Genomic DNA, 20,055 nt, shown 5'->3' on the forward strand with positions numbered 1-20,055 from the left:
CCTTATTGTAAAGGAAAACAACTTTAGGTCTAGAGTATATCTATGAAAGGGTTAGGGCGTTTTTTTCAAGAAGACGTCACTTGGTTGCGACCATTTTCTTTGGACTGATAGAGCGCTTTATCTGCACGGCTAAACATATCATCAAGAGTATCGCCTTTTTGATAAGTCGTAACCCCAAAACTGCCTGTGACCTTGATGGAATGCTCACCACTTTTAATGAGGGTTTCTTCAAGTTGCTTGCGGATGCGCTCAGCAAAGCCCATCGCACTTGTCACATCTGTTTCAGGCAAGGTTACAGCGAACTCTTCCCCGCCAATGCGCGCAAGATGGCTGTCATTATTGCGCTCGTCACTGATGTTGAGATGACGTGAGTTTTCATGCCACAGGCTCACAATCATTTTCAAAACATCGTCACCAGCTTCATGACCATAGGTGTCATTGATATTTTTAAACCAATCCAGATCAAAGATAATCAGGCTTAAAGGGTGGTCATTTTCATTTGCATGTTCCAACACTTTGACGGACTCTTGCATGAAATAGCGCCGGTTATAGGCTCCAGTTAGGGGGTCTGTCATGGAAAGGCGCACCAACTCGCGCTCTTTCATGATCAGTTCTGTGACATCTTGCAGCACAATTTGCACACAGTTTAGACCTTCCCAAGGCAGTTTACCGATGCTGATATTAACAATATGGCATTTGCCATCACTGGTATGGAGGTCAACTTCAGTAAGGTTAATGGGTTCTGGGTTATCAAAGGCCTGCATGAATAGGGGCAAAAGCCGCTCGCGCAGCTCATCAGTCATGAAATCAAGCAGGTGTTTGCCGAGCATATCATCATGACTGGTGTTAAACATGCGACAGATTTCATTATTGACGAAGAGCATGGCTTGGGGTTGATGGATTAAGAGCCCCATGGGAATAACATTGGGCAGCAAATCCAGCAGGGCGCCCATGCGTTCTTGTGTATCAATTAAATGTTGTTGGGTTTGAACGGCTTGTTCGGTACCGTCGGTGTCATCCCAAAAAAAATCCGTCAATGGTTGCTCATCTCATATATAGCTATGTAAAATATTGAGTAATATTTACTCAAATTCAACCCTGTTGCGCCCGTTTTCTTTCGCCTTATAAAGGGCGAGATCAGCACGTCTGATCAGGTCATCAAGACTTTCATCGCCATGTTTAAGGCTTGTTGCGCCAAAGCTTGCCGTAATCTTAAAACGCAGGTCTTTAAAAATAACTGTGTTTTCTGCAATTGCACTGCGGATGCGCTCTGCAATGGCAGTCGCACCATCTTGGTCCACATTTGGCAGATAGATTGCAAATTCTTCCCCGCCAATGCGCGCAAGGGTGCTGTCGTTTTTGCGGTTATCAAATTCGTTTTGGCGGGTGTTTCTTTGCCAAACGGCGCTAATGGTTTTTAAGGCTTCATCACCAGCCTGATGACCATAGGTGTCATTTACTTTTTTAAACCAGTCCACATCAAAAATAAGGAGGCTGAACGGTTTAGCTTCATCAAGGGCATATGCAACACTTTCTGAGGCATGTTGTATGAAGTAGCGACGGTTAAATGCCCCTGTCAGTACATCATTAAAGGTCAGCTTTTCCAACTCTTTGGCTTGCTGCTTAAGCTCTGTGACATCTTCCAGCATAATCTGGATGACGCTGGTGCCTTCCCAAGGCAGGCGACCAGCGGAGACTTGGATGTGAGACAGGCTACCGTCTGATCTTTTTAAAGTCAGTTCAGGAAAGCGCACCGGTTCATCACGCATGAAGGTGGACATGAACATTTCAGACCATTTTTCACGCGCATCATCTGGTGCATAATCCAAAATATGCTTGCCGACCATGGCTAAATGGTCTTTTTCAAACAGATGTAATGCTTGTTGATTGGCAAAAAGCACGCCTTGCATCTGATGGATAATAAGGCCTGTAGGCATTAAATCCAGCAGTGCGCCCAGTTTCTCCTGAGTATCAATAAGGGTCTGATGGGTTAAAACCGCATCAGTGGTGCCCTCATTGTCGTCGAAAAATACTACGTTTTCTACCATTGTCTCACTACTTGTATAGTTAAGACTAGGATAGCCTGCTTCTAGCCTTTATGCAAAAAGTAGTTGGACTAGATGAGTAAAAAAGAGGGGGATAACCCCCTCAAAACTAAAATAAATCCGAATTTAGCCTTACCAACCGGCGTTATTTCGCGGGCCGAAGTCATCATTTGAGTTATTCGCCGGATTTCCTCCTAACTCATCTGAAAGATTCTCCCACCTGCCACGGTTGTTATTATCATCTCTTCTGCGATCAATGCGTCTATCTCGATCCGCTGTCGGGCGACGGTCCCATCGGTTTGAAATCAGATACCAAGCAATATTATCTTCCCGACATGCAACAGCGGTTGAATTATACCACTGGGAACTCATCATCACACCAAAGCGAAAACGCCGACAATCACGATCGCGACGATCACGCACATTTCCAGTTGGGCGCAAGCGCGCACTTGATCCGGCATACCAGCTGGTTGTCAGCCCGTTATTAGAGAAAAACAGGGCCTTTTCAATTTCACTGTTCATTTTATCTTCATTGGCGATGCTGAGATCAAGGTTGGCTTCGGATGCTAAAATAGAGCCAATATCCGTGCCATATACTTCGCCGGGGCGCAGGGAACCTGTTGTTTGGCAGGCACTTAAAAGGGCAATGGCACAAAAGCCGAGAAGTGTCTTTTTCATCTTATGACCTCATTCTTAGAAAATATATTTAAACATCAGGCATCCCAACTGGCGAAAGTCTTGGTGTCTTTACTCACGCGCGAGAGATAGGTTTTGGTTTCCCCATAAGGGAGATGAGCTTGAAGGTGATTGTAAATTTCCTGTGCACTCATGCTATTTATCTTTTTAATGGCAGGGCGCAATTTCATTTTACCGGTAAAGGCTTTGGCCACATTGCCTGCCCCGGTGTTATAGGCGCAGATGATAAGATACTGGCGGGCTTTTTCATCTTTGACCTTGCCGAAATATCGGGTGTTGAGCAAATGCAGGTAGGTTGCGCCTAACATGATGTTTTCATAAGGGTTATAAAGCACATCAGGCCCCGGTGTGGCCTCTTTACCCAACAGATAACTATAGGCTTCCTTGCCCCCGCTTGTGGCGACCAGTTGCATCAAGCCCATAGCATTGGCATGAGAACGTGCACGCGGGTTAAACGAGCTTTCATTTTTAATGACCGAGAGAATAAGCGAGCGGGGCAAACGGTATTTTTGCGCAGCTTCCAAAATAGGGCCGCGCAGGGATTGGGCACTTAATTGGTCACGCTCAGGGCGCAATGGAATGGTGATGCGGGCCATTTTTGCCATTTTGCCTTTGGCAAGGCGTACATCGCGTTTAACAAAAACAGGGCGCACACGCGGGGCAATCAGGGTGGAAAGCTCGCGGTGGCGTTTCCAGTTGATTTTGGGGCGTGCTGGTTTGGTTTCTACGCGTTGTTTTTCAACCTGTTTTTCCTCAAAACTTTCTTCAGGGATATCTTTAAAACGGTCATTTTGGGGGCGTTTTTCACGGACGTCTCGTCTCGGGCGAACGGGGGCGTCCTCATTCCAGAATTCATCGGCCTTTTCTTGAAGCTTGCGACGCAATAGGGCGCGCTCATCAAGGGTGTCACTATCTTCTATCAGGATTTCTTGAAAGTCAGTGAAGAGGTCTTTTTCTTCTTTATCAAGCCCTTCAATGGACATTTCACCGCGCTCATAATCCACAATGATCCGGCTGGTACGGTCTTTGCTGTAGCCCACCCAGACTTTGGGTTCTGGCAGTTGGCGGCTTTCCCCCCAAATCTCTGCAAGTTCGCGGTCTAATTCTTCAACACCTTCGCGCATGGCACGATCAAAGGCTTTATCGGTTTGTTCGAAGGTATCTTCAAATTGGCTATCAATTTTATCGAGCCAATCGGTTTCAGCCTGAACAAGGTTGGGTGCAATCAGGCTAAAGGCGAGAGCAGAACAGAGCAGCTTATAGGTGAGGGCTCGTTTCATCAGTTTAATCCAATGCCACAATCAAGCGGCCCTGTTTGACCGCCTCTAAGGGGCGCATCATCTGGGCATCTTTATTTGATAAAACAATCTGATTATCTTTTGAAATACGCAAAGCTGAAACGACAAGTGGATTTTCACCCGTGATCTCAAGCGTTTTGGCCTTTTCAACGGATTTTGAATAATGGATTAAGCCTTTTTCCATAACCGCCGCTGGATCAACACTGTCTTGTGAATAGACCATTTCTTGTTTTTCATTAATGACTTGCGGGGCCAAGGCGGGCAGATACATGGCCTGTTCCAGATCAATGATGACCGCACTATAGCGCGATGTGGAGGCAGGGGCTTTAGGCGTAGTTTGAGGGGCAGTCGGTTTAAGGTCTAAGCTCGCGTTGGTCAGGTTCTGCTTTGTATCCTGACAGGCAGGGCTGATACAGACACGCATGGTGACTTCAGCCATGACCACTTCGCCGCGCCTGCTCGAGCTATCTTTATGCCATGTGATTTTTTCATCAATGGCACGTGCACCACGCAAGGTACCTTTGATCCGAGTGGCTGCGCGTGTATCGCCTGCACCATGGGTGCCAATTGTGGTAAGGCCTGTTAGGCGTATACCTTTGATGATTTCAAGCAAGCGCGCCTGTGCGGTGGTGCGTGCAGCCTGTTTTGCCATCAGTTCTTCTTGAACGCGATTTCCCATATAACGCGAGGTGCCTTGGGCGCTGGCTTCCACATAACCTTGTGACCAGTTTGTGGTTGCATCATCACTGGCCTCAACCCAGCCATCAAGGGCCCATGATTGAGAGGCAAGGCACATGGCAAATACGGCAGTTAATAGGGATCGTCTCATTTTATTTTCCTTAAAAAACAACATCACAATCAGTCTTATGAATGGATGTGGGGTATTTTAAAGGGCAAGGGGGAGAAGAGAAGACAGCGATGATGCCGCCTTCTCTTCTTGTGTAACGTCTACCACTTGGCGCCATCTTGATAATAACGACTGCGGCGTTTGTTTACCTTGGAAACTGTAAACTCTTTACCTTGATATTTTACACGACCAGACATGCCGAGATATTCAAGCGCGCGAATGAGGTTGCGCTTCATTTTACCCGTATGCAGGCGCGTTTTATAAACATATTCATGGGTGCGACCGTGTGATGCAGCGGGGCGGTGGTCCACATAGCAGGAGAATTTGGCGAGAATGACATCTTCCATATCGAGCATTTCTTGTTCAGTAAAGTTCTGGAAGTTAAGGAAAACGTCTTGTACGCGACCACGACATCCATCATTGCCGCGACGGCGTGCCATATCTTTTGTAGAGCCCTTGTCATAACCATCGCGATCATCGTAATCATCACGATCATCATAGCCATAATCAACTTCATCCCCGAGTTTTTGCACCAAAACATCAGCCACATCACGTGCCAGCAGGCGGGCATTGTTGCCGACGGTTTCAAGGATACATTCACGGTTACAATTGACCGGTGCGCGGAAATTGCGCGGGGAGGAAACTTCAAAGTTACCCAAGCGGCGACCGGAATGAACATCAAGCAGGCGACCAGATAAACGGGTGCGTACCTTTGTTGTGTAATCTAAACGTTCCGCACTGGCGTAGACTTCAAAAAGGACGACTACATCAATGGGCGGGCGTTTTACAGAACGGGCAATATCGATTAATTCCGCATCAGAACGGCGCGAACGCCCCTGAGCATAATCATCAAGGGAAACAGCGGTTTCATCATAGACATCAAAACCATCTGCATTCATGGCATCGGCGAGTTCATTAAGGACCCGGCGAAAAACACGACTGTCGCGTGGAATGGCATCTCTGTCGTTATCTTCACCCATGATCATGAGATAAGGCAACTCAGCAGCTTGTGCAGAGTTCGCGCTGAGGCCGATGAGTGAGACAAGCCCCATCATGGTTAGGAAAAAGGATATGGTTAAACGTTTCATTTCGTCCCCCTTGAGACAATAAAAATTATTCAAACATCGGATCGTCGTAACGATATTTTAGTGTGCGCCCTTCAAGTCTAAAATCAAAAGAGATGTCTTGTGCCTTTAAAAGGGCTGAAATCTCTTGATTTAACGTGCCGGGCTTTAATAATGACCAATAGGAAAGGCTCAGAGCCTTTTTTTTCTGCACGTCCAGTTTATGACGTACATAGCCGCTCAGGGCGCTTAGGTCGGTTTCAAGAAATTTGATGGTTTTTTCATCAAAACGTTGGAAAGACAGCCGATAGCGCTGGCCTTCCTCATAGACTTCTTTGCGGATATTCTCAATCAAGGCGGCGGCGACCTGCGCACTTGGGCCATAGATATGGTCTTTGGCTTGGTTGATGATGGCTGCGTGATTACTTTTTTCATCCCGTGTCCAGTCGCTCATGGCAAAACCGACTTCTTCTTTGGCAAGGGATCGGTTAGTGGCGACTTCAACGCTTTCAAGGCGTAGCTTATAGGGATGATTGCGTGCTTTAATCACTTCAACAAAAATGATGAAATCAACCTTGTTGCGTCTTGCGCGCTTTAAGTTATTTTTGCGATCCGTATAACGGTATTTGTCTTTGGCCTTTAGGCGCGTGGCTTCAAAATCCAGTGTTTCAAAACGAAAATCTTCGCGCAAAGTACTTTCAACAGCCTCACTTAACAGGTGGAAATCATCACTTAGGCTGGAAAGAGAATCAAAATCTTCATCAATGGGCGCGACCAGAACGCGTGGATGTGCCGCCATTTTCATTAAGGTGGATAGTGCAATACTGCTGTCCTTGAGGGATTGCTCATCAACCTCAGCCTCAATCGTGACTTCAACCATGCCTGATGGATCGACTTTTTTATCAAGGATTTTATAAGAACGCACAAAGCCTTTTGTGTGGCTGAGTATTTGTTGGCGCACGACCTGAAAGTTTTCAACCAATGTGTTGTTTTCAATTTCAGTGCCCAAGGTCATTTCAACAGCTTGGCGCAGCGCATTATTCAACGCTTGGCGCTGGTTGCTGCCTTGCGCACTGACTTGCAGGGCATGGGCACTGGAGAGTGACATGAAACTTGTAATCAAAAGTGCCGACAACAAGATAAGAGAACGTTTCATAAGAAAGAGACCTGTTTTCAAACCAAGAATTTAATGTTGTTACACTTATGAGAGGGTTAGGCGCGTTTTCATTTATGCGAACGTTATCATTTCTTTTTGCACGTTAAAAGATATCTTTGTCGGTCTTTGGTTGTTTTTTACATCTTTTTGCACTGTAAATGAAAAAAGCCGCAAGACCATGACAGTCTTGCGGCTTTTTGAAAAGAAACTCTTCAGCTTCTAGACGTTACTTACTTGTTTTCTTTCAAGTAAGCGATTACGTCAGCACGAGCTTTTTCTTTTTTCAGTTTGAAAGTCATTTTAGATTTAACTTTCTTACCTGCTTTAGAAGACAGGTATTTAGATGGGTCTTTGAGGTATTCCATCAGGGCAGCGTCGTCCCAAGTCAGGCTAGGGGCCGCAGCCATGTAACCTTTAGAATATTTGTAACCATCAGCAGAACCGCCAGATTTACCAACAACGCCAAAGAGGTTAGGGCCTACTTTGTGTTTGCCGCCGTCTTTGATTGTGTGGCAAGACTTACATTTTTTGAATACTTTTTTGCCCTTTTTAGCATCGCCTTCTGCAAGAGCAGAACCGCTAGCAAATGCAACCATGCCAGCAACGGCCAGTGCTACAACCTTACGCATACTTATTCTCCTAAGCTTAGAATACTTTTGAATCGATCAGCGACATATTATCAAGCCAATCGGGTTTGGCAATACCTTAAACCTGTAATTTAGCAAGTTTTTGGAAGGTATATTCATCTTGTCTTATTCTCCTCCGTTTCACTGTGATTATAAGAATTTAACCATTGTCTTGATCTTTTCTTTGTTTATGGGGGATACAGAGGCCGTTTTTTGCTATGATTGAAAAAAATAAATAAAAATTGCGCCAATTTGGAATGAAACGAGATGTCTAAGCGTCGGCTTATAAATAATTTTATAGGGCTGGTTGCTGTCCTTTTACTCTGTTCAACGCAGGTAAAGGCAGAACAATACAGGCTTGTCACAGGCTACCTGCCGCCCTGGAGCATGTTGGGTAACCAGCAGTATCCCGGTTTTTTTGTTGAGATCGCACGCGAGATGGTCAAACGCGCAGGGGATGATATTTCAGTGGAAGTTCACCCATGGGGGCGTGCCCAGACCATTGCCCAGACCGATGCCAATATCGTGGTTTTTCCAATGGCACGCCTTGAACATCGCGAAAAACAATACCAATGGATCGCCCCGATTAAAGAAATGAAAATGTCTTTTATCACTGTGAATGGCGAGAAGTTGCAGGTTCAGGCCGCCAAAAAACTGAGCCGGGTTTTAGTACATCAGGCCGCACCGCCAGAGATGATGTTGAAAAAACACGGTTTTAAAAACCTTGTTCCCATCCATGATATCAACCCCAACGTAATTAGAATGATGCAATATGGGCGTGTGGATGCATGGTTTACGCCTTTGGATATGGCAAAATGGATGTGGAAATTAACACCAAATGCCCCAAAGGCAACCCATGGTCAACCTTTAACCCAACATATGCTTTATGTGGCCGCTTCTCTTAAAACGCCTAAGTCCGTAGTGGGGAAACTTTCAGCTATTTTGGAAGAAATGCATGGCGATGGGACGATCAAGAAGATAATCAGCCGCTATCGCCCTAATTAAGGAGCTGATCAATGACGGTGATGAGCCTGTGGGGCTCAAATGGTTTGGGAAGAAACTGATCAACCTGAAGGCTGTGTGAGAGTTCTTTTTCACTAAGGCGATCTTTCATCACACCGGAAACAGCAATCACGGGCATTCTATTGTTAATTTTGGCAATGGTCTCAATGCCGCCGCTTCTGGGCATAAACAGGTCGACAACGGCAATGTCGAAACTTTGCTTTTCCATAAGCTCTACGGCCTCAATTCCATCATGAGCGATAGTAACTTGATAATCATTGGCTTCTAAAAAGACTTTTGTGCTGTCCAAGATCATTTGGTCGTCATCTACGATAAGAACGTTAATCATCATGAACTTCTTTTAACTAAAGATTATGGAAGATAGTTTTAATGATATCTTTAGCTGAAGCCGTGGTAATCACCTATATAGGTGAATGATTTTTAATAATCAGCCGTTTCTTGCTTAATAACGCTCATTTCCTGCCAAGTTCTTCTCGTTTTAAGGAAACTTTTTAAATCTTCCCATGTTTCACGAAAAGTCTGGTTGCGTCGGGCTTCTTCTGCCAGAACCTTTTTCCACGATTCGTGTAACGGCTCAATAACGTAAAGTGGTAGCTTTTGCAGTTTAACTTCCTGTTTCACAATTTCACTGAGACCGTCAAATTGTGCTTTAGCAGCCTTTGCATGGCTAAGAGATGTATGTTGGTCACATGAGGCTTTGAGCAGGGATTTGCGTTCTTGATCAAGTTTTTTCCATGCCCGTGCATTCACCAGTAATAACAGGGGCTGGCCTTGGTTTTGCCAACCCGGATAGTAATAGTTTTTGGCAAAACGGCTAAAGCCGGATTTTGCATCCATATCAGGGGAGGAAAAGACAGCCCCGTCAATTTGGTCTTGGTCAAAGGCCGCCATGATTTCTTCAGGTGTAATGGTTGCGACATTAGCCCCAGCTTTTTCCCAGACCTTTGCCCCCAAGCCCGTGATGCGTAGGCGCAAATCGCTAAGCTGTTCTGCATTATTGATTTCATTGGTAAACCAACCGCTGGATTCAGCAGGCAGATACCCACAGACCAAAGCATGGATATTGTGGTTTGCAAACATGTCGCGCAGTTTCTTTGTGCCATTGCCTGCTTGTAGCCACGCCAAAGTATCTTGGGGCTTAGGCCCAAAAGGAATGGCGGAATAAAGCGCAAGGGCTGGTTCTTTATCAATGGCGATATCTGCTGTGGTAAAGAGGGCATCAATGCGCCCTGAAGCAATGGCACCAAATAAGCGATCAGCGGCAATAACGTCTTTGGCAGGCAGAACCGGCAAAATCATCTTTTCACCTGAAAGAATGGTCAATTGCTTGGCAAAATCGCGCGCCTGATTAGCAACGTTGGGACGATCAGATGGAAAAGGAGGGGCTGAGCGCCAATGAATGGCATCGCCTTTTTGCAAAGATGTCAGCGCAATGGGGGCTTGCGATACGTCCTTATCGAGATCACGCTCGCTTAAAACAGCTTTTGAGGCTGCATGTGTTTTGATTTTGGGTGTTAAAATCGTGACCCCTAAAACCACACCGACAACAAGCCCGATGACCAGACCGATGACAACGTTACGCATTTTTCTTATCCATTATAAATTATCCGGTTTTAAACCTGGCAAGAAGGTAACTGAAGCAAAGAAAAACGGCAAGCTCTTGTAAAACAACTTGTCAGTCCCAAGCTTCACTTATGTGGAATAGATACATATTTTGGAGTAAATTATGTCTGGTTTTGGAAAAGTTCTTATTCTAGCAGTTGCGATAAATTGCGCCCTTTGGTCTTTTGCGCAGGCTAAAGTCGTGGGTGAAGAAATTAAATATAGTGTGGATGGGCAAGAGTTTACGGGTTATTTGACCTATGATGATGCCATGGAGGGCCCACGCCCCGGGGTGTTGGTTGTCCATGAATGGTGGGGGCATAACCCTTATGCCAGAAAACGGGCTGAAATGCTGGCAACATTGGGATATACCGCACTTGCACTAGATATGTATGGAACGGGGAAACTGGCAAATCACCCTAAAGATGCCAAAGCCTTCATGATGGCGACGATTTCAAATATAGCGGTTGCCGAAAAAAGATTTGATGCCGCCCATGATTTATTAAAAAGCCAATCAATGGTAAATGAAAAACAAACCGCTGCCATTGGCTATTGCTTTGGCGGGGGCATGGTTTTACATGCTGCCAGAACAGGGCGAGATTTAAAAGGTGTGATCAGTTATCACGGCTCATTAAAAACGCAAACACCTGCCATGATGGGGGCGGTAAAGGCAAAGGTGCGTGTCTATAACGGGGCGGCTGATCCATTTATCAAGCCAGAACATATCAGTGCTTTTAAGGCAGAAATGCAGGCTGCAGGGGTTGATTATAATTTTGTGAATTATGAAGGCGCTTTACATAGTTTTACCAACCCTGATGCAGATGCCTTTGCCAAGAAGTTCAAGATGCCCGTGGGCTATGATGCGATGGCTGATGGTGATAGCTGGATGCGCACACGTGCTTTCTTAAGTGATATCTTTCAAAGGTAACTTGCTCTTATAGCCATAGCGGCCTATCTAAGAAGCCACTTTTATAAAAGGAAAATGCAAAGTGGCTTCTAATTCCCGTATGATTGATCGCCCTAAAAGTAAAAATATCCACGTGCTCGTGCGTCTTTTTGCTTTTTTAAAGCCCTATAAAATGCGTGTTGTTATCGCATTTTTTGCGCTCACAACGGTGGTGGTCGCCACCTTGGGCTTAGGTCAAGGTTTAAAGCACCTTATTGATGGCGGTTTTTCTTCCAAGAACCCTGAAGCCCTTGATACGGCATTGATGATGCTCATTGGCCTCTCTGTGGTGATGGCGGCAGGGACTTTTTTGCGTTTTTACATGGTGTCTTGGATTGGCGAGCGTGTGGTTGCAGATATTCGCCAAGCGGTATTTAGCCGTATCTTATCGCTACACAGTGCCTTTTTTGAAGTCACCAAAACCGGTGAAATCCTCTCGCGCCTGACAACCGATACGACCTTGTTACAATCGGTGATTGGCTCTAGTGCCTCTATTGCCTTGCGCAATTTAATGAATTTGGTTGGTGGCTTGGTGATGCTCTTTATCACCAATGTGAAGCTGACAGGCCTTGTCTTGCTGGTGGTTCCACTGGTGGTGGTGCCTATCATTGTTTATGGGCGACGTGTGCGCAAACTGTCAAAGGAAAGTCAGGACCGTGTGGCAGATGTGGGTGCCTTTGCAGAAGAAAGCATCAATGCCATTTCTACCGTGCAGGCCTTCACCCATGAAAAAGAAGATGCCCGTCGCTTTTTTGGCGAGGTGACTGGCGCGTTTGATGCTGCGGTTCGCCGCATTCAAGCTCGAAGTGTGCTTACCGCAACGGTAATTTTATTAGTGTTTGGTGCCATTGGCGCGGTCATGTGGGTTGGTGGACGCGATGTGATGGAAGGTGCCATTACAGGGGGCGAGTTGGCGGCCTTTTTATTTTATGCCACCATGGTTGCCTTTAGTGTGGGTGTTATCAGTGAGGTGATGGGGGAATTACAACGCGCAGCAGGCGCAACGGAGCGCTTGATTGAATTGCTTGATACGGAAAGTGAGATCAAAGCGCCAGAAAACCCAATAGCCTTGCCCGATAACCATAATGGGCGGGTAAAGTTTGATTATGTGAATTTCCGCTATCCCTCTCGCCCCGATCTTGCAGCGCTTAGCAATGTGTCTTTAGCCATTCAACCGGGGGAAACTGTTGCCCTTGTGGGGCCAAGTGGGGCGGGTAAGACGACCTTGATGCAATTGATGTTGCGTTTTTATGATGTGGAAAGCGGCGTGATTGAAATCGACGAGGTGGATATTTCACAGGCCGACCCCATTGAAGTGCGCAACCGCATGGCCCTTGTGCCGCAAGACCCGGTGATTTTTTCTGCCAATGCGTGGGAGAATATCCGTTATGGTCGTCCTGAGGCCAGTGACGAAGACGTACGCCGTGCCGCAGATGCAGCCCAAGTGACAGAGTTTATTGAAAAGCTGCCCGATGGGTTTGATACGTTTTTGGGTGAAAAAGGCACGCGCCTATCTGGTGGGCAGCGCCAGCGTCTTTCCATTGCACGTGCTTTGTTGCGCGATCCCAGTATTTTATTGCTGGATGAGGCCACAAGTGCGCTGGATGCGGAAAATGAACGTATCGTGCAAGAAGCCCTTGATCGTTTGATGGTCGGGCGCACGACCTTGATCATTGCGCACCGTCTGGCAACTGTTGTGAATGCGGATCGGATTTGTGTGATTGATCAAGGCCGCATCAAGGCTGTGGGCAGCCATCAGGAGCTTTTACAAACAAGTGATCTTTACGCAAAACTTGCAAAGTTGCAGTTTTCTACCGATGTGACACAATAGTGCATCGGTAAAAAAGATGAGAGTGCCCCATGAGACTGTTAGTATTTATATGTCTGTTCTTCAGTCTGGGGACAGCTCAGGCCCAAAGTGAGACCCTCACCCTAAAAAAGCTCATTGATCAATTTAATTCGGTTGTGTTTATCCATGAACATGGCAAGCAAGGGCGTGAACCTAAACCGATTATCAAATGGGAAAAGCCGATTGTCTATTCACCGTCGGGCACCTTAACGCGCGATCAGGTGAAAAAGTTCTTTGACTTAATGAGTCGGATCAAACGCTTGACCAAGCTTGATATGCGCATGGCGCAACGCGGTGAAAAGGCCAATTTAATCATTAATTTCTTACCCAAAAAAGCCTTGGCGAAAAAGACAAAACCGGGGATTAACTGTTTTGGCAATATCAAGGTGGATAAAAAGACATACCGGATTAATGGGGCCAAGGCCTATATCCCTTCTGATCGCCCAGATAAGACCGATCATTGCCTGATTGAAGAAACAGTTCAGCTTTTTGGGCTGACCAATGACAGTACGGTTTTGAAAAACTCCATGTTTTATGAACATTCAAAACGCACAAGCTTGTCTGTTTCAGACCAAATCCTATTAAAAGCCTTATATGACCCCCGCTTTAAATCAGGCATGAAAAAGGATGAAGCCCAAGGGGTTGTGCGAACTGTGATCAGTGAAATCGTTAAAAAAGCCAGTAAAAAGAAAAAGTAAGCTTTCATGAAAACCTTATTACAAAATGCCTTTAATGAAGCTATCCGTGTAGCTGATGCCCATGAAGTGATGAAAGACTATTTGCCTAAAGAACGTTCAGGCAAAGTCACCGTCATTGGCGCTGGCAAAGGCGCTGCAAAAATGGCCCAAGCCTTTGAACAATACTGGTTAGGTGAGATAAATGGCTTGGTGATCACCCGTTATGGTCACAGCGTTCCAACGAAGCATATTGAGGTTGTGGAAGCCGCCCATCCCGTACCTGATGAGGCAGGCCTTAACGGGGCAAAACGTATTATGGAGATGGTTAGCCCCCTTGGCGAAGATGACCTTGTTTTCGCGCTGATTTCTGGTGGTGGCTCCGCCTTGTTATCTTTGCCTATTGAAGGGGTAGAGATGGCTGAAAAGCAGGCGGTAAATAAGGCCTTGCTTCAATGTGGGGCAACGATTGATGAGATCAATTGTGTGCGCAAACATCTCTCTGCCATCAAGGGTGGGCGCTTGGCAAAGGCCTGTTATCCGGCACAGCTTATGACCTTATCCATATCAGATGTACCCGGTGATGATGCCTGCGTCATTGCCTCTGGCCCAACTGTTGGGGACCCAAGCACGACTGAGCAGGCCTTGGATATCCTTAAACGATATAAGATTAAAGGGTATGATGAGAAGTTGGTGGAAAGCATCAAGCTTGATGATGAATGTTTTAAAAATTCGGTTTATGAGCTGATTGCAACGCCGCAGAAATCTTTACAAGCCGCCAGTGATTTTCTGGCCTCTAAAGGAATTGCGAGCCTGATCTTAAGTGACCGCATCGAAGGCGAGGCCTGTGAAATGGCAAAAATGCACGCAGCCATCGTGCGCCAAATTATTGATCACGGCCAACCGATCAATGCGCCTTGCGTGTTGTTAAGTGGTGGGGAGGCAACGGTTAGTCTTAAAAACCTGAAAGGCCGTGGCGGGCCTAATGGTGAGTTTATGCTCAGTTTTCTTGATCAGATCCGCGGGCTTGATAATGTTTATGCGCTGGCGGCGGACACCGATGGCATTGACGGGTCTGAAGATAACGCCGGGGCGTGGGTTGATCCAAGCTCACAGGTGCGCATGGAAAAACTTGGGCTTAATCTGCATGAGTATCTTGAAAATAACCTGTCTTATGACTTTTTTGAAAAGATGGGGGACCTGTTTAAACCGGGCCCGACCCTGACAAATGTCAATGATTTCAGAGTGATCTATATTGCAGGCTCGAAATAGCTTGTGAACTAGGCAAATATTGCCTCTTGAGGGGGCTTGTAACTACATATAGAGTTAAAGAAAAACAAAGCTCAGAATGGGCTTTATGAAGACACTTTTGGTGGGAACCTATTCATCTTAATGTGACAGAATGTCATGGGAGTTGTTCCAATGTTGAATATTTATCAGAATAAAACAGACTCAAAACAAAACCCCGGTGTGATGATCGGGCAGAAAGAGCTTGCCAAATTTCTCAAGTTCTTTGAAGAAGTCTCTCAAGTAAAAGAAAAAGAAGACCTTAAGCTACGGGAAGTTACTTAAGTCAGAGCGATATATTCTTTAGCATATCTTGCTTAGGTGTTTTTGCATCTGTAGTTTTGCTTGCTATGGAACAGATGACACAGATATCAGATAAAGACCTTCGCTTGCTTGCGCTGACACAGGACCCGGGCATGATGATTGGGCGCGTTGAAATGGAAAAATTTCTCGCTTTTGTGGCTGATATATCTGCACGTAAAACTGTGACCAAAGGTGAAATGTAGACAGCCTGTCTCGTTTTAGCCTGCCTCTTTCAAAAATTATTGATTGTGATGCCAATCAACTCGCATCCCCTCTCTTTCCCTGCTAAAAGAAACAATGCCTCTTTTGGGTATGTGTCAGCATGTGAGATAAGAACTGCAGATGCGCGAAAAAGGCGACCTCAAACGTTAAAGAGTTATCGATGAAAGATCTTTGGAACTGGTTTTGGACTTCAAGCAATCGCCTGTTTTTTGCAGGTGTCTTATTTATTGCAGGCGTTGTGGCTTGGGGCTCTTTCAATACATTTATGGAATATACAAACCGTATGGATTTTTGTATTTCCTGCCATGAAATGGAAGAAAACGTCTATGCGGACTATAAACGCACAATCCATTTCCAAAATGGCTCTGGCGTGCGTGCAAGTTGTTCTGATTGCCACGTTCCAAAGGAATGGGGGGCTAAATTGGTGCGAAAGATCAAGGCCTCCAGAGAGTTAGTTTCTACGATGACGGGGAAAATCAGCACGCCTGAAAAATTTGAAGAGCATCGTTTTGAGATGGCGCAAAATGTCTGGAGAGAAATGCGCGCAAATGGCTCGCGTGAGTGTAAAAACTGCCACTCCTATGAGGCGATGCATGCTGATAAGCAAAGTAAACGCGCCCAAAAAGCCATGAATGAAGCGGCAACAACGGATGTGGCTTGTATTGATTGTCACAAAGGGATTGCGCACAGACTGCCAAGATTTGATAAAGTTTATGAAAAATGGGCCGTTGATGTGAAAAAAGCAGTGGCGGCCAATAGCCTGTCTGCTTCAAAAGCCTTTGTCGCAGCTTCGGTGAATATCCATCTTGAGCAAAATGAAGCATCTGCTGTGCTTGCTCAAGTCAATCCACTTTCAGAGCTTGAAGTGCTTGAAAAATCAGGTGCTTGGGCGAAAGTGAAGCTGAACGCATGGGGGCGTGACGATAGCTTTAAGTTATATGCCAAAGCAGGGCCTCAATATGATGTGGCTATGCTGGAAAGCGTTGAATTTGATGTTGTAAAACAGGCTGAACAAAGGGTTGATGAAGAAACCGGGCTTACATGGCATAAGGCAACGCTTGAAGGTTGGGTGAAATATGCTGGTAAGCTAAGCGATGATTCTGTTGTGATTAAGGATTATGCGCGCAAATTGTGGGAGGCTGATTGTGGCCTGTGTCATACAATTTACAAAACAACAGGTTACAGTGCTCGTGATTGGACAAAGCATATGAAATCTATGAGTTTCTATAGCACTCTTGATAATGATCAGCTGATATTGGTCTTAAAATTCCTGCAATCGCAATCTTCTGATGTGATGGCAAAAAAATAAACGTGAAAAACTTTGCATTGTGATAGCGGCGTTGCTTAAATGCGCTGTGATTTAAAATGAAAGAATTTTCCTAAATGAAAGCCTTGTTCGCCCTTGTTGTTGTACTGCTCACCTCTTTTGAGGTTTGGGGTGCAACTGTGCATGTGGCTGTGGCATCAAATTTTGCTGCCCCAATAAAGCAAATTGCCAAAAGCTTTCAGGAAGAAACGGGCCATCTAGCAATTATCAGTCTGGGCTCAACGGGAAAGCTTTATGCACAAATTCTGCATGGTGCGCCCTATGAGGTTTTCTTAGCCGCAGACCAAAAACGCCCCGAAATGGCGATCGAAAATAAGCTTGCGATAGCAGGTTCGCGCTTTACCTACGCCACAGGCAAACTCGCCATGATCCCTCATATTGATCTGGCAAAGGATGAGTTTTCAAAGCTTTCTATCGCTAACCCGAAAACAGCGCCTTATGGCAAAGCGGCCGTACAAACACTCACGGCCATGGGGTTTTATGACAAGGTCAAGGCGAAGTTGATTTTTGGTGAAAATATCGCCCAGACGTTCCAGTTTGCCCAAAGCAGTTCAAAGATCGTTGGGCTGGTTGCTTTATCTCAAGTGATCAATAAAAAAGATATCTGGGTGATCCCCGAGCAGCTTTATGACCCCATAGCCCAAGATGCGGTGCTGATTAAGCAAACGGCTGGCGCGCGGGCTTTCATGAGTTTCTTAAAAAGTGATCAGGCAAAATCCATACTTAAGAACTTCGGTTATGGGATGTAGATATGCTTGAAACCATTCTCCTCACGCTCAAACTGGCAAGTCTGACCACCTTGATTTTATTGATCTTGGGTACACCGCTTGCGTGGTGGTTGGCGCGCACGAATGTCTGGTTTAAAGAGGCCGTGGGCGCGGTTGTGGCCTTGCCTTTGGTTTTACCGCCCACGGTTTTGGGCTTTTACCTTTTGCTCGCCCTTGGTCCCAATAGCCCGCTTGGACAAATGGCGACCTCGATTTTTGGCCATAGTCTCCCTTTTAGCTTTGCAGGCCTTGTGGTTGGTTCGGTTATTTATTCCTTACCCTTTGTGGTCCAGCCCGTGCGCAATGCGTTTGAGGCTATTGGTGATAAACCCCTTGAGGCCGCAGCCACCTTGCGTGCCTCTCCACTTGATACGTTTTTTTCTGTGGCTTTACCGCTGGCACGACCGGGCTTGTTAACAGGCGCGGTGTTGGGGTTTGCTCATACGGTTGGGGAATTTGGCGTGGTTTTGATGATAGGGGGGAATATCCCGGGGGAAACCAAGGTGCTGTCCATTGCTATTTATGATTATGTTGAAAGTATGGAATGGAGCCAAGCGCACATTCTTTCAGCAGGCATGCTGGTCTTTAGTTTCTGCGTTATTTTATGCATGATGGTGCTTGAAAAACGCTTAAGAAGGGGCCGCACATGAATGATATTCAGGTCCGTCTTTGCGGCAAGTTAGAAGAGTTTCACTTGGATGTGGATTTCACCATTCCTTCAAAAGGGGTGACGGCCCTTTTTGGGCAATCAGGCTGTGGTAAAACAACCGTGCTGCGTTGCCTTGCCGGGCTTCATCATATGAAAGACGGTGAGCTTCAGGTCTTTGGGCAGGTCTGGCAGGATCAGACCCAATTCATTCCCGCCCATAAACGCGCCATCGGCTATGTGTTTCAAGATGCCAATCTGTTTGATCATTTATCGGTTAAGGGCAATCTTCTTTTTGGGCGCAAGCGGGTTAAGCAAAGCGATGGGCTTGATTTTGACGAAGTGGTCGAGCTTCTGGGCTTAAAAGATTTATTGAACCGTAATCCCTCCACTTTGTCAGGGGGGGAGCGCCAACGTGTTGCCATTGGGCGTGCCCTTTTAAATGCACCTAAAATGTTGTTGATGGATGAGCCTTTAAGCGCGCTTGATCGTTTCAGCAAGGATGAGATTATTCCTTATCTGGAAAAGCTTAATGACGTGTTGGATATTCCGGTGATCTTTATCTCTCATGATACCGATGAGGTGGAACGCCTTGCAGATCATCTGGTTTTGATGGAAAAAGGCTGCGTGCGTGCCAGTGGGCCTTTATTGGATATGCTGGCTGACCCAACTCTTTTCATTGCCAAATCTGCCAAAACCGCCAGTGTGATTGAAGCCACTATTGAGGGTTTTGACGAAGAAGACCAGCTTAGCCAGCTTGATTTAAACGGTGCGAGCCTTTTGGTGCCGGGCAGGGTCGGGGATGTGGGGGAGAAAAGGCGTGTGCGCATTGCGGCAACTGATGTCAGCCTTGCTCTTGAAGAACCTTCCAAGACGACAATCTTGAATGTTTTGCAGGCAAAAATTTGTGATATTCACGCCATTGATGAGGCACGGATTAATATTGTGTTGTGTTTGGGCGAGGGCTCAAAGGGGCGTTTGATTGCGCGGATTACCAAACGGTCCTTAAATAGTTTTGGCTTTGAAGTCGGGCAATCTGTTTATGCACAGGTTAAAGGCGTCTCCATGGTTGAGCGCAGGAGAGCAGGGTAATGGGCAATCAAATCGGATGTGTCTTGCTTGCAGGTGGCCTTGCCCGACGCATGGGTGGCGGTGATAAGGGGCTTAAAACCGTTCAGGGTAAACCGATTATTGAGCGTGTGCTTGAAACCATCACCCCCCAAGTCGGCCCGTTGGTGATTAATGCCAATGGGGATGGGGCGCGCTTTGCCCATCTCGGCCATGAGGTGGTCGGTGATAGTGTTGAAGGTTTCGTAGGTCCCCTTGCCGGGGTGTTAGCGGGCATGGACCATTTGGTTGGGCAATGTGAGTGGATATTAAGCGTGCCGACCGATACGCCATTTTTACCCGATGATCTGGTGACCCGTTTAAAAGAACCCCTTGATGAGGGCAACAAAATCGTTATGGCGCATTCGGGTGGGTTTGATCATCCTGTTGTGGCGCTGTGGTCGATGGATTTGCGCGAAGAGTTGCGCAAAGCCTTGATTGAGGAAGAAATGCGCAAGCTTAAGCAATGGATTAAACGCTACCCCCATGCCTCAGTTGAATGGGAAACTGATCCGCTTGACCCCTTTTTTAATGCCAATCGACCGGAAGATATCGCCGGGCTTTAAGGCA

22 protein-coding genes are annotated in these 20,055 nt (G+C 46.2%); 12 read left to right on the forward strand and 10 right to left on the reverse strand.

Annotated elements, in window-relative coordinates; translation table 11 throughout:
- Window positions 1–65: 65 nt before the first annotated feature.
- The 8 genes from MTBPR1_RS10080 to MTBPR1_RS10115 all read right to left on the reverse strand — a co-directional run bounded on the left by MTBPR1_RS10080 (window position 66) and on the right by MTBPR1_RS10115 (window position 7,735).
- On the reverse strand, window positions 66–1,037 hold the full coding sequence (locus tag MTBPR1_RS10080) for a sensor domain-containing diguanylate cyclase (RefSeq protein WP_069188882.1): 972 nt from the start codon (window positions 1,035–1,037) through the stop codon (window positions 66–68).
- Window positions 1,038–1,082: 45 nt separating this feature from the next.
- Window positions 1,083–2,048 (reverse strand): sensor domain-containing diguanylate cyclase, encoded by a 966-nt coding sequence (locus tag MTBPR1_RS10085; protein ID WP_069188883.1) that lies wholly within the window; start codon window positions 2,046–2,048, stop codon window positions 1,083–1,085.
- Window positions 2,049–2,177: 129 nt separating this feature from the next.
- The gene (locus tag MTBPR1_RS10090) at window positions 2,178–2,723 is read right to left on the reverse strand and encodes a membrane lipoprotein lipid attachment site-containing protein (RefSeq protein ID WP_069188884.1); all 546 of its coding nucleotides are present in this window, start codon (window positions 2,721–2,723) and stop codon (window positions 2,178–2,180) included.
- A 35-nt stretch (window positions 2,724–2,758) separates the two neighbouring features.
- A complete protein-coding gene (locus tag MTBPR1_RS10095) occupies window positions 2,759–4,021 on the reverse strand; it encodes a transglycosylase SLT domain-containing protein (protein ID WP_069188885.1) in 1,263 nt (420 codons plus the stop codon).
- 4 nt (window positions 4,022–4,025) lie between these two features.
- Window positions 4,026–4,868, reverse strand: coding sequence for a hypothetical protein (locus MTBPR1_RS10100; protein WP_126465166.1), 843 nt, complete (start codon window positions 4,866–4,868; stop codon window positions 4,026–4,028).
- 119 nt (window positions 4,869–4,987) lie between these two features.
- A complete protein-coding gene (locus MTBPR1_RS10105; protein WP_069188887.1) occupies window positions 4,988–5,974 on the reverse strand; it encodes a hypothetical protein in 987 nt (328 codons plus the stop codon).
- Between the two features lie 25 nt (window positions 5,975–5,999).
- A complete protein-coding gene (locus tag MTBPR1_RS10110; RefSeq protein ID WP_069188888.1) occupies window positions 6,000–7,106 on the reverse strand; it encodes a hypothetical protein in 1,107 nt (368 codons plus the stop codon).
- Window positions 7,107–7,336: 230 nt separating this feature from the next.
- On the reverse strand, window positions 7,337–7,735 hold the full coding sequence (locus MTBPR1_RS10115; protein WP_069188889.1) for a c-type cytochrome: 399 nt from the start codon (window positions 7,733–7,735) through the stop codon (window positions 7,337–7,339).
- A gap of 264 nt (window positions 7,736–7,999) precedes the next feature.
- On the opposite strand from MTBPR1_RS10115, the gene MTBPR1_RS10120 reads away from it, so the two are divergent.
- Window positions 8,000–8,737: a substrate-binding periplasmic protein gene (locus MTBPR1_RS10120; RefSeq protein ID WP_083223022.1), complete on the forward strand. Its 738-nt coding sequence runs from the start codon at window positions 8,000–8,002 to the stop codon at window positions 8,735–8,737.
- Here the strand turns inward: MTBPR1_RS10120 and MTBPR1_RS10125 are convergent.
- Window positions 8,730–9,086 (reverse strand): response regulator, encoded by a 357-nt coding sequence (locus tag MTBPR1_RS10125; RefSeq protein ID WP_083223023.1) that lies wholly within the window; start codon window positions 9,084–9,086, stop codon window positions 8,730–8,732. The two genes, MTBPR1_RS10120 and MTBPR1_RS10125, sit on opposite strands and share 8 nt — an antisense overlap.
- An 89-nt stretch (window positions 9,087–9,175) precedes the next feature.
- Window positions 9,176–10,339: a type 2 periplasmic-binding domain-containing protein gene (locus MTBPR1_RS10130; RefSeq protein WP_069188892.1), complete on the reverse strand. Its 1,164-nt coding sequence runs from the start codon at window positions 10,337–10,339 to the stop codon at window positions 9,176–9,178.
- A gap of 142 nt (window positions 10,340–10,481) precedes the next feature.
- Between MTBPR1_RS10130 and MTBPR1_RS10135 the strand changes: the two genes are divergently transcribed.
- The 11 genes from MTBPR1_RS10135 to mobA all read left to right on the forward strand — a co-directional run bounded on the left by MTBPR1_RS10135 (window position 10,482) and on the right by mobA (window position 20,051).
- Window positions 10,482–11,285: a dienelactone hydrolase family protein gene (locus MTBPR1_RS10135; protein ID WP_069188893.1), complete on the forward strand. Its 804-nt coding sequence runs from the start codon at window positions 10,482–10,484 to the stop codon at window positions 11,283–11,285.
- Between the two features lie 61 nt (window positions 11,286–11,346).
- Window positions 11,347–13,134, forward strand: a complete 1,788-nt coding sequence (locus tag MTBPR1_RS10140; RefSeq protein ID WP_338031281.1) for an ABC transporter transmembrane domain-containing protein — start codon at window positions 11,347–11,349, stop codon at window positions 13,132–13,134.
- Between the two features lie 29 nt (window positions 13,135–13,163).
- Window positions 13,164–13,850, forward strand: a complete 687-nt coding sequence (locus tag MTBPR1_RS10145; RefSeq protein WP_069188895.1) for a DUF2927 domain-containing protein — start codon at window positions 13,164–13,166, stop codon at window positions 13,848–13,850.
- A 6-nt stretch (window positions 13,851–13,856) separates the two neighbouring features.
- Window positions 13,857–15,098 (forward strand): glycerate kinase type-2 family protein, encoded by a 1,242-nt coding sequence (locus MTBPR1_RS10150; protein WP_069188896.1) that lies wholly within the window; start codon window positions 13,857–13,859, stop codon window positions 15,096–15,098.
- Window positions 15,099–15,248: 150 nt separating this feature from the next.
- Window positions 15,249–15,398 carry a hypothetical protein gene (locus tag MTBPR1_RS18135; protein ID WP_165602654.1) on the forward strand — a complete coding sequence of 50 codons (150 nt, stop codon included), beginning with the start codon at window positions 15,249–15,251 and terminating at the stop codon, window positions 15,396–15,398.
- 74 nt (window positions 15,399–15,472) lie between these two features.
- A complete protein-coding gene (locus tag MTBPR1_RS18140) occupies window positions 15,473–15,619 on the forward strand; it encodes a hypothetical protein (protein WP_165602655.1) in 147 nt (48 codons plus the stop codon).
- A 179-nt stretch (window positions 15,620–15,798) separates the two neighbouring features.
- Window positions 15,799–16,947 (forward strand): NapC/NirT family cytochrome c, encoded by a 1,149-nt coding sequence (locus tag MTBPR1_RS10155; protein WP_069188897.1) that lies wholly within the window; start codon window positions 15,799–15,801, stop codon window positions 16,945–16,947.
- A 74-nt stretch (window positions 16,948–17,021) separates the two neighbouring features.
- Window positions 17,022–17,714 (forward strand): molybdate ABC transporter substrate-binding protein, encoded by a 693-nt coding sequence (gene modA, locus MTBPR1_RS10160; protein WP_069188898.1) that lies wholly within the window; start codon window positions 17,022–17,024, stop codon window positions 17,712–17,714.
- 2 nt (window positions 17,715–17,716) lie between these two features.
- Window positions 17,717–18,382: a molybdate ABC transporter permease subunit gene (gene modB / locus MTBPR1_RS10165; RefSeq protein ID WP_069188899.1), complete on the forward strand. Its 666-nt coding sequence runs from the start codon at window positions 17,717–17,719 to the stop codon at window positions 18,380–18,382.
- A complete protein-coding gene (gene modC, locus MTBPR1_RS10170) occupies window positions 18,379–19,470 on the forward strand; it encodes a molybdenum ABC transporter ATP-binding protein (protein WP_069188900.1) in 1,092 nt (363 codons plus the stop codon). Before modB ends, modC begins: the two co-directional genes overlap by 4 nt.
- Window positions 19,470–20,051, forward strand: a complete 582-nt coding sequence (gene mobA, locus MTBPR1_RS10175) for a molybdenum cofactor guanylyltransferase MobA (RefSeq protein ID WP_069188901.1) — start codon at window positions 19,470–19,472, stop codon at window positions 20,049–20,051. Before modC ends, mobA begins: the two co-directional genes overlap by 1 nt.
- Window positions 20,052–20,055: the final 4 nt, after the last annotated feature.

Origin of the sequence: Candidatus Terasakiella magnetica (assembly GCF_900093605.1) — a bacterium.
GTDB classification, from domain to species: Bacteria; Pseudomonadota; Alphaproteobacteria; order Rhodospirillales; family Terasakiellaceae; genus Terasakiella; species Terasakiella magnetica.

What these genes read in the sequence shown, in the direction of transcription:
- MTBPR1_RS10085 (WP_069188883.1), bottom strand. Translation starts at nt 2,048, where the DNA reads ATGGTAGAAAACGTAGTATTTTTCGACGACAATGAGGGCACCACTGAT.
- MTBPR1_RS10090 (WP_069188884.1), bottom strand. Translation starts at nt 2,723, where the DNA reads ATGAAAAAGACACTTCTCGGCTTTTGTGCCATTGCCCTTTTAAGTGCC.
- MTBPR1_RS10095 (WP_069188885.1), bottom strand. Translation starts at nt 4,021, where the DNA reads ATGAAACGAGCCCTCACCTATAAGCTGCTCTGTTCTGCTCTCGCCTTT.
- MTBPR1_RS10100 (WP_126465166.1), bottom strand. Translation starts at nt 4,868, where the DNA reads ATGAGACGATCCCTATTAACTGCCGTATTTGCCATGTGCCTTGCCTCT.
- MTBPR1_RS10105 (WP_069188887.1), bottom strand. Translation starts at nt 5,974, where the DNA reads ATGAAACGTTTAACCATATCCTTTTTCCTAACCATGATGGGGCTTGTC.
- MTBPR1_RS10110 (WP_069188888.1), bottom strand. Translation starts at nt 7,106, where the DNA reads ATGAAACGTTCTCTTATCTTGTTGTCGGCACTTTTGATTACAAGTTTC.
- MTBPR1_RS10115 (WP_069188889.1), bottom strand. Translation starts at nt 7,735, where the DNA reads ATGCGTAAGGTTGTAGCACTGGCCGTTGCTGGCATGGTTGCATTTGCT.
- MTBPR1_RS10120 (WP_083223022.1), top strand. Translation starts at nt 8,000, where the DNA reads ATGTCTAAGCGTCGGCTTATAAATAATTTTATAGGGCTGGTTGCTGTC.
- MTBPR1_RS10125 (WP_083223023.1), bottom strand. Translation starts at nt 9,086, where the DNA reads ATGATGATTAACGTTCTTATCGTAGATGACGACCAAATGATCTTGGAC.
- MTBPR1_RS10130 (WP_069188892.1), bottom strand. Translation starts at nt 10,339, where the DNA reads ATGCGTAACGTTGTCATCGGTCTGGTCATCGGGCTTGTTGTCGGTGTG.
- MTBPR1_RS10135 (WP_069188893.1), top strand. Translation starts at nt 10,482, where the DNA reads ATGTCTGGTTTTGGAAAAGTTCTTATTCTAGCAGTTGCGATAAATTGC.
- MTBPR1_RS10145 (WP_069188895.1), top strand. Translation starts at nt 13,164, where the DNA reads ATGAGACTGTTAGTATTTATATGTCTGTTCTTCAGTCTGGGGACAGCT.
- MTBPR1_RS10150 (WP_069188896.1), top strand. Translation starts at nt 13,857, where the DNA reads ATGAAAACCTTATTACAAAATGCCTTTAATGAAGCTATCCGTGTAGCT.
- MTBPR1_RS18135 (WP_165602654.1), top strand. Translation starts at nt 15,249, where the DNA reads ATGTTGAATATTTATCAGAATAAAACAGACTCAAAACAAAACCCCGGT.
- MTBPR1_RS18140 (WP_165602655.1), top strand. Translation starts at nt 15,473, where the DNA reads ATGACACAGATATCAGATAAAGACCTTCGCTTGCTTGCGCTGACACAG.
- MTBPR1_RS10155 (WP_069188897.1), top strand. Translation starts at nt 15,799, where the DNA reads ATGAAAGATCTTTGGAACTGGTTTTGGACTTCAAGCAATCGCCTGTTT.
- modA (WP_069188898.1), top strand. Translation starts at nt 17,022, where the DNA reads ATGAAAGCCTTGTTCGCCCTTGTTGTTGTACTGCTCACCTCTTTTGAG.
- modB (WP_069188899.1), top strand. Translation starts at nt 17,717, where the DNA reads ATGCTTGAAACCATTCTCCTCACGCTCAAACTGGCAAGTCTGACCACC.
- modC (WP_069188900.1), top strand. Translation starts at nt 18,379, where the DNA reads ATGAATGATATTCAGGTCCGTCTTTGCGGCAAGTTAGAAGAGTTTCAC.
- mobA (WP_069188901.1), top strand. Translation starts at nt 19,470, where the DNA reads ATGGGCAATCAAATCGGATGTGTCTTGCTTGCAGGTGGCCTTGCCCGA.